Source organism: Saccharospirillum sp., assembly GCF_040881935.1.
Taxonomy (GTDB): Bacteria; Pseudomonadota; Gammaproteobacteria; order Pseudomonadales; family Natronospirillaceae; genus Saccharospirillum.
Genome location: NZ_JBBECH010000075.1, coordinates 61063 through 75049 on the forward strand (window position 1 = coordinate 61063; position 13987 = coordinate 75049).

Consider the following 13987-nt stretch of genomic DNA (forward strand, 5'->3'; position numbering starts at 1 on the left):
CAATTGAGTGCCCGGTTAAGGCCAAACCATATCGAATCTCTTCCGGAATCAGCCCGTACAACTTGCCAATACTCCGGTTCAACCTACCCTGATTGGGCTGCATCATCGCTGCTAACTCCTTGCTGTGGATAAGGATGACCCATGGAAGAAGCCAAAACCAAAGCCCGTTCAACCCCTAAGGTGTCACCTATCTGGGGTATGGTCGCGAGCATCCTGTTCGTGGGCGCGGTATTGGGCGTGCTGGTGTACTTTGGTGTGCATGAGCAAGTGGTGGTACTGCTTCGCTGGGTCGAAACTCAGGGGATCTGGGGGCCGGTGATGTTCATCGGTGTGATGGCATTGGTGATGGTGTTTCTGGTGCCTGGCGTGTTGTTCACCACCGGGGCTGGCTTTGTGTTCGGGGTGGTGGAAGGCACTCTTTATGTAGTTGTGGGGTCCACTCTGGGCGCCGCCATTGCGTTTCTGATCGCGCGGTATTTTTTCGGCCGTCGTGCGGCCGACTTTGTTCGTTCGCAGGCCAAACTCAAACTGGTCAGCCAGGAGATGACACCGAATGGTTGGAAGATTGTTTTACTAACACGGCTGATCCCTTTTTTCCCGGGTAAGTTATCGAACTATTTTTTCGGTTTAACCCGGTTCTCATTCCCGGGTTATATCGTGGGGACCCTGATCGGTTTCACCCCGTTTTCCCTGCATAACGTCTACCTTGGTTCGCTGGCGGCCGACATCACCACGCTGGGGGTGCGCAATACCGGGCGCACGCCGCTGGAATGGTCGCTCTATGGAGCCGGGTTTGTGGCAACCCTGGTCGCTGTGGTTTATCTGAATCGACTGGCGCGGCGAGCCCTTGCCCGCTACACCGATACTGACGGTCTGTCGGAGGATGTATCGTGAGATGGATGAATTGGCTCCCCTGGCGCTTCACGGTTCGCTATGTGGCCCGCAAACAGGGGTTTATGGACCCCATTGCGCTGCTTGCCCGACTGCACAGTTTCGCCCAGCCCTCAGAAGTGGACGTACCGATTGAGTTGGTGCGGGCCGGGGTGGTATTCCATGCCCGGGGGCTGATCAACGGCCGGGTGGTGCAGCACAACCTGGATTGGGTTTGGCCGTATTGGATCGAGCGGCAGTTTGATCCGCGCGATTTATCGTTTGTGCCGCGGGCTTTTTCGATCACGCACATTAACCTTACCCACCGTAACTGGACTGCCCTCGGGCATCCGGATTGTGAGGCGTTGCCCATTGTAGACCCGCGGGGTCTGGTGACGCCGTTCTACGACGGTTGGTCGTTGGATGGCTGGATCATGCGCGCGGATGGCACCAGTTTGTTGCCCTGCCGGACGACGGAGGTGAGCCAGGAGCAACAGTTCGAACGCGGTGCGAGTGTGGTCACCGAATCCCGCCATGAAGGTATGAACCTGCGCTCGGAGAGCTGGGTTGAACTGGATGGTGGAAAGCCGGTCTGCCGGATCCGTTTGACCGGCAGTAGCAATAGTGATGCGTCGCTGGTGTTGTCGTTGCGGCCCGCCAACCCGGAAGGGATTGCCTTTATACACGATGTTTCCCTGAGCAGTGACCGGTCCGTCTGGACGATTAACGATGAGCAGCAAGTACACTTCAGTCAGCCAGCCGAGCGCCATCACATATCAGACTACCGCAGTGGCGATGTCTACATTCACCTGCACGACCGGGATGACCAGCACGCTGGGCACTGCAAGGTTGGCATGGTAACCGCGGCGGCCCTGTTCGAGCTGAAAGCGGGCGAGCCACGGGAGCTGACGGCCACCATCGCGTTGCCAACGTATCACACCCCAGAGCTGCACTCCGATGCCTGGGGCCGGCTGCGGGGCCAACAATGTGTGCTGGAGTGTCCGGAACCCCGCTATCAGTTTCTGTACGATGCCGCCGTTACCTCGCTGATTTTGCATTCGCCAAAAGACGTCTACCCCGGGCCCTACACCTATAAACGATTCTGGTTCCGGGATGCGGCCTACATTATTCACGCCCTGTTATGCATCGGCCTGACCGAGCGGGCTGAACGCGCTCTGGATCAGTTTCCGGATCGCCAGACATTAGGGGGGTATTTTCGTTCCCAGGAAGGCGAGTGGGACTCCAACGGGCAAGTGTTATGGATTTTGCAGCGTTATGTCGATCTTACTGGTCGTCCGCTGCATCGGTGGCATTCCCACATCGAAAAAGGCGCCCGCTGGATACTGCACAAGCGCCTGAAGGATGATCTGAAGGGCCCTCATGCCGGCCTGATGCCCGCCGGGTTCAGCGCCGAGCACCTGGGCCCGAACGACTATTATTATTGGGACGATTTCTGGAGCGTTGCGGGTTTGCAGGCCGCGACCCGCCTGATGTCGGAACAAGCCGACAGCCATGCAAGTGACTTCGAAGCCGGTGCCCGGGATTTCGAGCAGGCCATCGAAAGCAGCCTGGCGCATTGCCAGGCCAGGCTGGGCCGTCCGGGTATGCCAGCGGCCCCCTATCGACGCCTCGACGCCGGGGCCATTGGCTCCCTGGCCGTGGGTTACCCACTGCAGTTATGGAAGCCGAATGACCCACGCCTGCTCGATTGTGTTGAGTTCCTGCTGGAGCGCTGTTTCGTCAATGGCGCCTTTTATCAGGACATGATCCATTCGGGCCTGAATGCCTACCTGACGCTGCATGTCGCCCAGGTACTGATGCGGGCGGGTGATGCTCGCTACCTGAATCTGATCGATGCCGTGGCCGATCTGGCATCGCCCACCGGGCAATGGCCGGAGGCCATCCACCCGTTAACCGGGGGCGGCTGCATGGGCGACGGCCATCATGTCTGGGCGTCGGCCGAATGGGTGCTGATGATCCGCAATCTGTTCGTGCGCGAAGAGGGCGATGAACTGCGCCTGTGCGAAGGGGTTCCGCGCCGCTGGCTCGACGCGGGCAAACCCATTCGTTTCGGCCCCGCACCCACGCCCTATGGCGCCATTTCACTGGCCATTCTACCGGAGGACGACAGCCGTTGGCGGCTGGAATGGCGTGGCAACTGGCGCCAGAAATGTCCGCCGATGACGGTTTGCTTGCCGGGCTTTAAAGTCCGGACGCTGTCTCAAGCCGAGGGGTCGATCACACTGATCACCGAGGACTGATATCATGAACATTCTGATCGTAACGAATACCTTTGCTCCGCACGTTGGGGGCGTGGCCCTGCCGGTGGTGGCACTCGGCGCCTCCGGCGTCGTGGTCGATCGCCATACCGGACGACGGCTAGCCAGGGCGGGTGATGCCTAACCGCCATGCTGACCCGTATCGAAATCTGGATTCGCCGCCTGCGTCGTAATCTGAGTCGAAGTGTTTTGCTGGCCCGGTTATTGAGACTCCCTGCATCTCTGGGGTCGCCATCGCGTCCGGGACTGGTCATGATCCAGATAGACGGTTTAAGTCGCCCCGAACTGGAAAAAGCGCTGGAAAAGGGCAAAATGCCGTTTCTAAAACAGTTACTGGGGCGTGAGCATTACCGCTTGCATACTCACTATTCAGGCCTGCCCTCCACCACGCCCGCGGTTCAGGCGGAGCTCTTTTACGGCACGCCCTGTGCGGTGCCGTCCTTTTCCTTCCGCGATCCGGCCAGTGGGCGCATCGTGCGCATGTACGAACCGGCTATTGCCGCCGAGGTGGAAAAAAAACTTGAACACGACGGTGAGGAAGGCTTGCTGAAAGGCGGCAGTGCCTATTCGGATAACTTTACCGGTGGTGCTGGGGAATCCCACTTTTGCCCGTCCTCCATGGGTTGGGGGCCTTCGCTGCGAAAGGCGAACCCCCTGGTGCTGATCGCCTTTTTGCTGACCAACCTTTACAGTTTTCTGCGTGCCGGTGCCTTGTTGGTCGTCGAGACGGTTCTGGCACTGGTCGATTTGGTGCGTGGCCTGGTGCGCGGTTACGATTTTGTAAAAGAATTAAAATTTGTACCCACCCGAGTGGCGATCACCATCCTGTTGCGCGAACTTTGTGTAATCGGCGGCAAAATAGACATCAGCCGGGGGCTGCCGATCATTCACATCAATTTGCTGGGCTACGATGAACAGTCGCACCGGCGTGGCCCGACCTCCCTGTTCGCCCACTGGACACTGAAAGGCATCGATGACGCTATCGCCCGGTTGTGGCGAGCCACTCACCAGGCACCCTGGCGGCATTATGAAGTTTGGGTCTATTCCGATCACGGTCAGGGGGAAATGGCGACCTATGAGGGTGTTATGGGGTACAGCCTGGAAACCGCCGTCAATACGACCTTGACTGCGCTCGATAGCCAGTTGCCAGCCAGTCACCCGGTCTCCCTCAGTGGTGATCAAACGCAGCGGGTTCGATTGCTCGGCGGGCGTCGCATTCAGCGTTTATTCTCGGTGGAGCGCCACGACCCGGGGCAGAATCATGACCGCACTCAGGTCACGGCGTTGGGACCGGTGGGGCACCTTTATTTTTCCTGGTCGATTTCCGATGAGGAACGGACCTTCATAGCCCGCGAGTTGGTCGGCAAGCACGGTATACCGGTGGTGCTGTTGGTGGTTTCGCCCGGACGGGTGCGGGCTTATACCGGGATCGGTGAATTCCGGCTGCCGGAAGATGCGAAACGGCTGTTCGGGGAGAGTCATCCCTTTCTGGACGACCTGGCACCCGATTTGATTCGCCTGTGCGAACATCCCTATTCGGGTGATCTGGTGATCCTGGGGTGGCGACACGGCATCGCCCCCATCACCTTTGCCATTGAAAACGGTAGCCATGCTGGTGCTAGCCCCTGGGAGACCCAGGGTTTCGCACTGCTTCCCATGGATGCCCCACTCCCGGAGCGGTCCCGAACTTACCTGCGCCCGCTGGACCTGCGCCAAGCTGCTTTGTCACATCTCGGCCGGTTGGGTCATCCCTCCCGGAAGCGGCAACGTCGCCCCCGTGCCCGTTCTGAAGACACACTCCGGGTAATGACCTACAACGTGCACAGCTGCATCGGCATGGATGGCAAAGTAGATGTCGCCCGTATCGCCCGGGTTATCGCCCGCAGCCGACCCGATGTCGTGGCATTGCAGGAACTGGACGTTGGACGGGACCGCAGCGAAGGGGTTGACCAGGCGCACCAGATTGCTCGCCTTCTGGAGATGGACGTTCATTTTCATCCGGCCATGCATATTGAGGAGGAACGCTATGGTGATGCTATTTTAACGCACCTGCCGCAGCGGCTGGTCAAAGCAGACCTGCTGCCGGGTCTGGCCAGCCGACCCAACCTCGAGCCACGCGGCGCGCTCTGGGTGGAGGTCGAACTGTACGATCGCAAAGTGCAAATCATCAACACCCATTTGGGCCTTAATGGCCAGGAACGCAAAAACCAGATGGAGGCGCTGCTGGGACTGGACTGGCTGGGCCACCCCTATTGCCGGGCACCGGTGATTCTATGCGGGGATTTCAACGCCGTTCCACTCAGCCCGGTGTGTCGGATCTTGAATAAACGGCTGCGCGATGCCCAGCAAGCCGCCGAAGACCATCGTCCCCGACGAACCTTTCCCGCGCGGCTGCCAGCGGTTCGAATCGATCACATCTATGTGGGAGCGGGACTGACGGCGAGCAGGATCGAGGTACCGGATTCGACCCTGGTGCGGGTCGCATCGGATCACTTGCCGCTGGTAGCAGATTTGAAGCTCACTCCCTAGATAATTAGGGCATACGGATGACCGGTTTTATGACATGCCCTTTATGACTGTCTTCGATGGCCTCGTTGATCTGGCTAAGCGGGTAGTAGGTCAGCAGTCGGTCGAATGGGAAATCGCCCGACAGATGCAACCGCATCAACCGGCCCAACAGCGCTTCGCTGGTGCCACCACCACCGAGAACCCCCTGAATTCGCTTGCCCCACAGCACACCAAATTGCTCGGCACGGAAGGTCTGACTGGCCGGTGCGCCGCCGAGCAACAGGCAAACGCCGAGAGGCCCGATGCAGTCAATCGCCTGTTCAATCAGGCTGATGTTGCCGGTGCAGTCGGCAATGGCATCAACCTGACCGCCAATCAAAGCAAGCAGGTCAGTGCCCTCAGCGAGCCGGGTCTCCGTTGCGCCAAGTTCTTCTGCCAGCGCCAGCCTGCCCGGATGCCGGTCAATGACGATGATATCCCTCCAGCCCTCGACGCGGGCAGCCATCAGGGCACCAAAGCCCACGGCGCCTGCTCCTACTATGGCCAGCCGCTTACGCGGGGTCAGGCTATTGAAAACAGCACCGGCGCCAGTAGCCAGACCGCAAGCCAGGGGTCCGGCTGATTCCAAAACAAAGTCATCCGGAACGGGGATCAGGGCATTGGCCGACACCAGGCTGTGACTGGCCAGAGAAGATTGCCCGAAAAAATGGCCGTTCACAGGCTGATCGGATAGATCCCGGTAGGCCGAGGTATGACCTTGAGACGGTGTCGGCCGCCCACCTGAAAAGGCAAGGGGTTTGAGATCGGCACAATAGCGGGGTTCGCCCAGCGAGCAGGCGTCGCACTGGCCACAAAAGGGCCAGCCGATCAGCACCCGGTCGCCGGCGCGAAAGTGTTCAACGCCGGAGCCGGTCGCCTCAACGATGCCAGCGCCTTCGTGCCCGAGCACCGCTGGCAGTGGCAAGGGCATCTGACCGTGCCGGGCTTTCTCGTCGGTATGGCAGAGGCCACAGGCGACGATGCGCACGATGACTTCACCGGGCCCCGGATCCGCGAGTGTCAATTCAGAGACTGTCAGCGGTGCACCGGCTGTGCGGGCTACCGCCGCCTGAATCTGCCGGCTCACCGGGTCGCTCGCGGCGTCATTGGGTGTTGCTCACCAGAGCGCCGGTGCGGCTAGCCGGCCACAGCAACCAGGCGACCAGCGCCAGGCCCAGCGCGAAGCAGCCCCACAGCAGACTGTCGGCAATGGCGCTGCCCAGAGGCACAACCATGGTCAGCGACAACAACCCGACAAACACTCGCATTGCCATGGGTACCGGCCGACGCAAGTAACCAACCGCAGCAATGGTGATCAGCACGATGCCGAGAATGATGCGCACCAGGGCGGTGACAAAGTCAGCCGTTGTGCCCCCGGCGAACAGCAGCGAGGGCTGCACCACAAAAGCCAGCGGCACCAGGTAGACCCCGGCGCCAATTTTCAGTGAGGCAAAGGCCGTCTGCCAGGGGCTGGTGTTGGCCACACTGGCGGCAGCGAAACTGGCGATGGCAATGGGCGGCGTGATCATCGACAGCATGCCGAAATAAAGCACATAGAGGTGCGCCGCCAGAGGAACGACATCCAGCATCACCAGGGCCGGAGCGGCCAGCGTAGCGAGCAGAATGTAAACCCCGACGGTGGGCATACCCAGCCCCAGAATAATGCTGAGTATCGCCGTGATGACCAGCAGAATGGCCAGGTTGCCGCCTGACAGCGCTAGCATCTGCAGCGTAATGGCAAACGCCACACCGGTCAGGTTGAGAATGCCGATAACCAGACCCGCCGCTCCGGCCAAAACAATAATGTCGGCAATGGCGTCAACCGAGCTGAGCAGGCCACTGAAGGTCTGTCGGATGCGCAGCCAGAGTGTGTTTAACGGCCCGATCATATGCAGTGCAATCAGGGCGCCCGTCGCCATCAGGCCAGCGTATTCGGCCGAGCGGTTTTCCACAAACAATAGATAAATCAGATAGACCGCTGCCAGCAGGTACCGGCCGGGGAAGGCTTGTTTGGGGGCCGGGGTGCCATCGCTGGCGACGTCGCCCAGGTCCAGATCGATGTCTTTGTCGCCCTTAATATTCAGTCGGCGTGCTTCAAAGTCCACCGACAGCAGCACGGCCAGGTAGAACAGGATGGACGGCACTATGGCTGCAATAGCTACCGTCTGGTACTGAATCTCCAGCAATTCCGCCATCAGGAAGGCGGAGGCCCCCATAATAGGCGGCACCAGTTGACCACCGGTTGACGACACGGCTTCGACGGCAGCAGCGACCGGGCGCGAATAACCGGCGCGAACCATGGTCGGAATGGTGACAGACCCTACGGCGACCACATTGGCCACGGCACTGCCCGACACCATACCGAAAGCGCCCGAGCCGATGACCGAAACCTTGGCTGGGCCGCCGGTGTAATGCCCGACCATTTTTGACGCAAAGCGGGAGAACACCGCACTGCCACCAAAGGTGTTGAGCAGAAACCCGAACAGAATAAAGGGCGCCACGACGATGGAGGCGATTGCCAGCACCGTCGACAGCAGCGCATTGGTGTCCAGTGACAGATAAACCGCTACCCGGCTAAAGGAAACGGGGCGTGTCTGGTAGTCCGCCGGCAAATAGGGGCCGATGAATGCAAAGACGACCAGAAACGTGACCAGAATCGGGAGAAAGAGCCCGGTTTTGCGACGGACAGCCTCGAGTATGGCCAGCACCATCACGGTACCGAGCGCGACGGCGGCCGGGGGTGCGGCGGCGACATCCAGTTGCAGGCTGGGAAAGTGTCGGGCTACATAGCCAAACAGCACCAATACCAGCGCGGTAAACGCCAGGTTGAGCCACTGGCCAAGCGGGCCATAGCGGCCACCGGTGCCCAGCAATACACTGGCGGTACCGAGACCGGCCGCCAATGCGAGAAATTGTTCGTTATAGAGATAAAATCCAAAACTGGCGGGCAGGTCCAGAATCCATACAACGACTGACACAAGCAGGAGCGTATTGATCAGGGAGCGAAGGCCGTGGGTGATTCGGTTCATGCCGGTCAGCATTAACAAGATCCTCTGGTGACCTGCCACTCCGGCAGACATGGCCGGAGCAGCAGGTGCAGGCTTAAGTGTGCGGTATGGCCAGCCTGGACAGGCATGGCCTCCCGGGTTCAGCGATTGCTGGCCCATTCGATGACGGCCGGGTGGTACGGGGTCTGGATGCTTGCTTTGTAGATCTGGTCCGGGTTTAGACCACGGAACAGCGGCATGCCGGCAGACAGTGCGTCGATGTTATTGACCATGCCTTCAATCACGGCCTTAACGCGCTCATCAGAGACCGAGGCGTTGGTGACCAGCATGTTGTCGTAGGTCAGAACCGGGGTTGGTTCAGACACACCGGCAAAGTTAGGCAGCGGCGGGGCGGTGGCGATGTAACCTTCCGGGAACACCTCCTGCATACGGGCGACTGAGGCGGCATCGGTATTCATCGGGATGACTCGCAGCGGGATCACTGCATTCACTTCAGCGGTCTTGGCACCGCCTACGGCGAAGAAAAACGCGTCGGCTCGGCCGTTTTGCAGTTGTTCGGCACCGGCGACCACGTTTGGCACCATCACCGGCTGAATATCGCCCGGTGTCAGACCCGCATTAGCCAGCAGGGATTCCATGACCACACTGATTGAACCCATGGCGGAAAAGCCAAAGGTTACGCGTTTGCCCTTAAGGTCATCCAGTGTGTAGATGTCGCTGTCTTCGCGCACAAACATGGCGGTGCGCAACGGGTACATGGCTGCAGCAACGCGCAGGTTCGGTTGTTCACGACCAGCAAAGGTGCCTTCGCCATGGTAAGCCTCATAGACCTCCAGCACGTTGGCAATGCCGAAGTCGAAGTCACCGCTGTTGATCAGTGGCAGGAGGGTGGTTTCACCGGAGTTCGGCTGAACCCGGGCCTGCAGATTCATCTCTTCGTTCATGACTTTGGCCAGTGCAGAGCCGGTGGAGTAGCTGATGGTGCCTTGCGACATGGTACCGACACCGACGGTTTCGGCCTGGGCGGCGCCCAACAGACTGACGCTGGCGATCAGGCCCGCGGCGAGGGCGGAGAAGCGATTTATTGTCATTATGTATACCTCTGGTGGATCGGCTGTAACGCTAAGAATGACGTGCGGCAGCGTTTATTAGTGTTGTGGCTGCAGCAGTGGGTAGCTCCAATGGCTGTACCAGAGTCGGCACAGATCAGGGCATTGCGAATCGAGTATAGAAAGCTGGCTGGTTTATTAAATTGAATTTTAACCGCAATTGATTAACCAAAAGTTAACTTGAAGCGAGATGTCAGTCGCCATCAGGGTGCTGACCATGGTTAACTAAAAGTTAACTAGTTTGTCTTATTTTTCAATTTAATTGAATAATTGTGAGGCCTAGACTGGCTAGCCTAACGATCATTGCGGTTACGCGTGTGCACCATTGCGGTTCCTGACAATGACTCAAGCCTGAACAATAAGACGGACAGAAGAGGCTAATAAACGATGGCTTATGAATCGGCCAGTCCTGAACGACGTGCGTTTTACGACAAACTGGCTCCCCTGAACACGGCACCCTTATGGGAGGTTCTGGGTACCATTGTGCCCCGGGAACCCACGTCCAAAGCCAAAGCCCACCTGTGGCGTTACGATGCTCTGCGTCCGCTGCTGCTGGAAGCCGGCTCACTGTTGACTGCCCGGGAGGCCGAGCGTCGGGTCCTTGTGCTGGAAAACCCGGCCTATGCCGGGCTGTCTAAATCGACATCAACGCTCTATGCCGGTTTGCAGCTGATTTTGCCAGGTGAAACAGCGCCCGCTCACCGGCATACGCCTTCAGCACTGCGTTTTATGATTGAAGGTGAGCAGGGTTTCACCGAAGTCGGGGGCGAGCGCACCACCATGCGTGAGGGTGATTTTGTAATCACGCCGCCCTGGGCCTGGCACGACCATGGTAATGAAGGTGACGGCCCGGTGATCTGGCTCGATGGCCTGGATATCCCCATTCTGCAGTACTTTGAATCGGTTTTTTCAGACCCCTACGAGGAAGAACAGCAGCCCCTGAGCCGTCCCGAAGGCGATTCACTGGCGCGCTATGGCCAGGGATTGCTACCGATGGATGCCATCAGTCCCTATGGCATGTGCTCGCCCATCTTCAATTACCCTTACGACCGCACCCGCGAAGCGTTGGTAAAAAGCGCCCAGGGTGCAGAGCCAGACCCGCATCTAGCAACTACTTTGCGCTACAGCAACCCGATTGACGGTGGCTGGGCGATGCCGGCCATGGCGACCTGGATGACGCATCTGAAACGTGGCCAGTCGACGCAGCCAATGCGCTCGACCGATAGCCAGGTCATGCATGTGGTTGAGGGCAGCGGGTCAGTGACGATCGGCGATCAGACCTTCACCTTTGGCCCGAAAGATGTAGTGGCCCTGCCAGGCTGGCAACGACGCAGCCTGCAGGCCAGTGACGATTGTTTTTTGTTCTTCTTTTCCGACCGAGCCGTGCACGAAAAACTCGGGTTTTACCGTGAACAACGCTTTTCGGCCTAGTGCCCAGCCCTAATCAAGGAAATCACTATGCGTATATGCCGCTTTAACGACAATCAACTGGGACTGGCCATCGGCGACGAGATTGCCGATGTCACCCCGGTTCTGGACCAACTGCCGGCGTTTCGCTGGCCTCTGCCGCGTCACGACGTACTGATCGACGCGCTGCCCCAATTGCGCCCCGCCCTGCTGGCTGCGGCCGAAAAAGCACCGCGTTTCAAGATCGCTGACGTTCGTTTGCTCAGCCCGGTTGCTAACCCGGGGAAACTGATCGCCGCACCCGTTAACTACATGGCCCATGTGGAAGAATCGCAGCAGGATGCAGGCATAAACTTTGGCTCAGATGTGACCTTTATTGACCGCTATGCGCTCTTTCTGAAAGCGACCAGTTCGCTGGTCGGCGCAGGGGAAGGCGTTGAGATTCATCACGATGACGGCCGCCGTACCGACCATGAGGTTGAACTGGCGCTGGTTATCGGTAAAACCGCACGCAAGGTGTCTGAAGCGGAAGCCCTCGACTATGTAGCGGGTTACACCATTGGACTCGATATCACCATTCGTGGCACCGAAGACCGCAGCTATCGCAAGTCGCTCGATACCTTCAGCGTGCTGGGCCCCTGGCTGGTCACCCCCGACGAACTGGGCTCGCCGGATGCACTGGGGCTGACCATTCAGGTCAATGGCGAGCCGCGCCAGAATGCCAACACCCGGGATCTGATCTGGGGCGTAGCCAAGCTGATCTCGGTTGCCTCCCATGCCTACACCCTGCATCCGGGTGACGTCATCTTTACCGGAACACCAGAAGGGGTCGCGCCGATTCAGCGCGGTGATGTAATGCACGCCGAGATCGAGAACATCGGCGCCATGGACGTTCAGGTCAGATAGAGGACACAGCATGATGCAGGCAAATCACTGGATAGGCGGTCGCTGGCTCGATAACGGCGATGCGCTGGGGCAGACACTGAACCCGGCCGACAACACCCCGGTGGGGTACTACGCCCTGGGCAGCCAGGCATTGACCGATCAGGCGATTGACGTTGCCTGGTCGGTGTTTGAGGCGGGGCAGTGGTCGACCAAGCCGCGTCTGCGGGCCCAGGTGCTGCTCGACTACGCGGACCAGCTTGTCCAGCACCAGAACGAACTGACCGACATTATTGTGCAGGAGTCGGGCAAGTTGCACAGCGAAGCACAGGGCGAGGTGCTGGGTTGCATCAGCGAATGCCGTTACTACGCGGGCCTGGCGCGCACCATTATGGGCCGCAGCACTGAGCTCGATACCGGGCAATGGGTTAGTTTCACCCGTGAAGCGGCCGGTGTAGTTGCTATCATCGTACCCTGGAATGCCCCGGCGACCCTGTTAATCCGCAGCCTGGCGCCAGCGCTGGCGGCTGGTTGCACGGTGGTGGTCAAGCCCGCGCCGCAAACCGCCAACGTCAACCGGGTGATGATGGAGTGCCTGGCAGCGGTGACCGCTTTACCCGCCGGTGTCGTCAACTCGGTCAACGAGAACGGCATCGAAGTCGGGCAGCGCCTGAGTGTGCATCCGGACGTGGATGTTATTTCCTTTACCGGTGCCAGCAGTACGGGTGCGGCCATTATGGCTTCTGCCGCCGGTACCCTGAAGCGGCTGTCACTTGAGCTGGGCGGCAAGGCTCCCACACTGGTAGCGAGCGATGCCAATCTCGATATCGCCATTCCGCAGATCGCCCGTCACGCCACAATCATTGCTGGCCAGATGTGCACCGCGATTACCCGCGTCATTGTCGACCCATCCCGTTTTGAAGAAACCGCCACACGGCTCAGAGACGCGCTGGCAGCGGTCAGAACCGGGCGCGGTGACGACCCGCAGTCGACCATGGGCGCTTTGATCGACCGGCGCAGCCGGGACCGCCTGCTGGGCAGTCTGGATGTCGCCCGGCGTGACGGCGAGATCTGGCTGCAGGGCCAGACCTTCGATTCCGGCCCCCTGGCCAAAGGCAATTTCCTGACCCCGACCCTGATGCAGATTCAGGACGTGAAGCACGAACTGATACAGGAAGAGCTGTTTGGCCCGGTACTGAACATCGAATGCGCGACCGATGAAGCCGACATGCTGGCTCGGGCCAATGCGACCCGCTACGGCCTGGCTGCCAGTGTCTGGACCGAGAGCGTGCGTCGTGCGCAGCACTGGACACGGGGCATTCGTTCCGGTTCGGTCTGGGTGAATGCTCACAATCGCCTGGCGGCCGAGACCGAGACGGGTGGCTTCAAGCACTCCGGTCTGGGCCGGCTGCACGGCATGCAGGGGCTGGATGATTTTCTGGAAACCAAAACCGTTTATTTCGCCGAGGACTGAGGTCCCGTTGCTATCCGGGTACATCAATGTACCAGGCATCGCCTGCCCCGGAAGCCCCATTCAAGGTGCCGCCAAGGTGCGGCACAGGAGACAATGTTATGACAGCCAATCATTCCGAGGGGATTAAAACCGTCCTGATCGCTGGCGGCGGCATAGGTGGCCTGACGGCCGCTGCCTGCCTGTTGCAAGCCGGTGTCGATGTTCAGGTGTTTGAGCAAGCAGCTACCCTCGGCGAGGTAGGTGCTGGCATTCAGGTCAGCGCCAACGCCAGCCGGGTGTATCGTGAGATTGGTGTGCTCGATGAACTCAAGGCACTGGGGTTTCAGCCAGACCAGTACCGCTTTCGGGTGTTTGACGAAGGTGATGTTCTGCAGAATATCCCGCTCGGCGACACCTACGTGGAACGTCACG

At 59.5% G+C, this 13987-nt stretch carries 11 protein-coding genes; 8 read left to right on the forward strand and 3 right to left on the reverse strand.

The annotated features are described in order from the left end of the window. Positions 1-141 precede the first annotated feature (141 nt). The 4 genes from WEB54_RS14075 (at position 142) to WEB54_RS14090 (ending at position 5678) form a co-directional block, all read left to right on the forward strand. On the forward strand, positions 142-894 hold the full coding sequence (locus tag WEB54_RS14075) for a TVP38/TMEM64 family protein (protein ID WP_368056397.1): 753 nt from the start codon (positions 142-144) through the stop codon (positions 892-894). Between the two features lie 5 nt (positions 895-899). Then, complete coding sequence (locus WEB54_RS14080) at positions 900-3131, forward strand: hypothetical protein (protein WP_368056412.1); 2232 nt, start codon at positions 900-902, stop codon at positions 3129-3131. A gap of 4 nt (positions 3132-3135) precedes the next feature. Beyond that, the gene (locus tag WEB54_RS14085; protein ID WP_368056399.1) at positions 3136-3273 is read left to right on the forward strand and encodes a hypothetical protein; all 138 of its coding nucleotides are present in this window, start codon (positions 3136-3138) and stop codon (positions 3271-3273) included. Between the two features lie 128 nt (positions 3274-3401). Then, entirely contained in the window at positions 3402-5678 is a 2277-nt protein-coding gene (locus tag WEB54_RS14090; RefSeq protein WP_368056401.1) for an endonuclease/exonuclease/phosphatase family protein, read from the forward strand. Positions 5679-5682: 4 nt separating this feature from the next. On the opposite strand, the gene WEB54_RS14095 is transcribed toward WEB54_RS14090, so the two are convergent. The 3 genes from WEB54_RS14095 to WEB54_RS14105 all read right to left on the reverse strand — a co-directional run bounded on the left by WEB54_RS14095 (position 5683) and on the right by WEB54_RS14105 (position 9795). Next, positions 5683-6783: an NAD(P)-dependent alcohol dehydrogenase gene (locus tag WEB54_RS14095; RefSeq protein WP_368056403.1), complete on the reverse strand. Its 1101-nt coding sequence runs from the start codon at positions 6781-6783 to the stop codon at positions 5683-5685. A gap of 16 nt (positions 6784-6799) precedes the next feature. Continuing rightward, on the reverse strand, positions 6800-8737 hold the full coding sequence (locus WEB54_RS14100; RefSeq protein WP_368056405.1) for a TRAP transporter permease: 1938 nt from the start codon (positions 8735-8737) through the stop codon (positions 6800-6802). A gap of 107 nt (positions 8738-8844) precedes the next feature. Then, positions 8845-9795 (reverse strand): TAXI family TRAP transporter solute-binding subunit, encoded by a 951-nt coding sequence (locus WEB54_RS14105; RefSeq protein ID WP_368053650.1) that lies wholly within the window; start codon positions 9793-9795, stop codon positions 8845-8847. A gap of 405 nt (positions 9796-10200) precedes the next feature. Between WEB54_RS14105 and gtdA the strand changes: the two genes are divergently transcribed. From gtdA to WEB54_RS14125, 4 genes are all read left to right on the forward strand, one after another. Then, positions 10201-11244, forward strand: a complete 1044-nt coding sequence (gene gtdA, locus WEB54_RS14110; RefSeq protein ID WP_368053648.1) for a gentisate 1,2-dioxygenase — start codon at positions 10201-10203, stop codon at positions 11242-11244. A 27-nt stretch (positions 11245-11271) separates the two neighbouring features. Continuing rightward, on the forward strand, positions 11272-12126 hold the full coding sequence (locus WEB54_RS14115) for a fumarylacetoacetate hydrolase family protein (RefSeq protein ID WP_368053646.1): 855 nt from the start codon (positions 11272-11274) through the stop codon (positions 12124-12126). Between the two features lie 10 nt (positions 12127-12136). Then, entirely contained in the window at positions 12137-13576 is a 1440-nt protein-coding gene (locus WEB54_RS14120; protein ID WP_368056408.1) for an aldehyde dehydrogenase family protein, read from the forward strand. A gap of 98 nt (positions 13577-13674) precedes the next feature. Then, positions 13675-13987 (forward strand): FAD-dependent oxidoreductase (locus WEB54_RS14125; RefSeq protein WP_368056410.1); only part of this gene is annotated, 313 nt, incomplete at its 3' end.

Coding starts and splice junctions, on each gene's coding strand:
- WEB54_RS14075 (WP_368056397.1), top strand. CDS start 142: ATGGAAGAAGCCAAAACCAAAGCCCGTTCAACCCCTAAGGTGTCACCT.
- WEB54_RS14080 (WP_368056412.1), top strand. CDS start 900: ATGAATTGGCTCCCCTGGCGCTTCACGGTTCGCTATGTGGCCCGCAAA.
- WEB54_RS14085 (WP_368056399.1), top strand. CDS start 3,136: ATGAACATTCTGATCGTAACGAATACCTTTGCTCCGCACGTTGGGGGC.
- WEB54_RS14090 (WP_368056401.1), top strand. CDS start 3,402: ATGATCCAGATAGACGGTTTAAGTCGCCCCGAACTGGAAAAAGCGCTG.
- WEB54_RS14100 (WP_368056405.1), bottom strand. CDS start 8,737: ATGCTGACCGGCATGAACCGAATCACCCACGGCCTTCGCTCCCTGATC.
- WEB54_RS14105 (WP_368053650.1), bottom strand. CDS start 9,795: ATGACAATAAATCGCTTCTCCGCCCTCGCCGCGGGCCTGATCGCCAGC.
- gtdA (WP_368053648.1), top strand. CDS start 10,201: ATGGCTTATGAATCGGCCAGTCCTGAACGACGTGCGTTTTACGACAAA.
- WEB54_RS14115 (WP_368053646.1), top strand. CDS start 11,272: ATGCGTATATGCCGCTTTAACGACAATCAACTGGGACTGGCCATCGGC.
- WEB54_RS14120 (WP_368056408.1), top strand. CDS start 12,137: ATGATGCAGGCAAATCACTGGATAGGCGGTCGCTGGCTCGATAACGGC.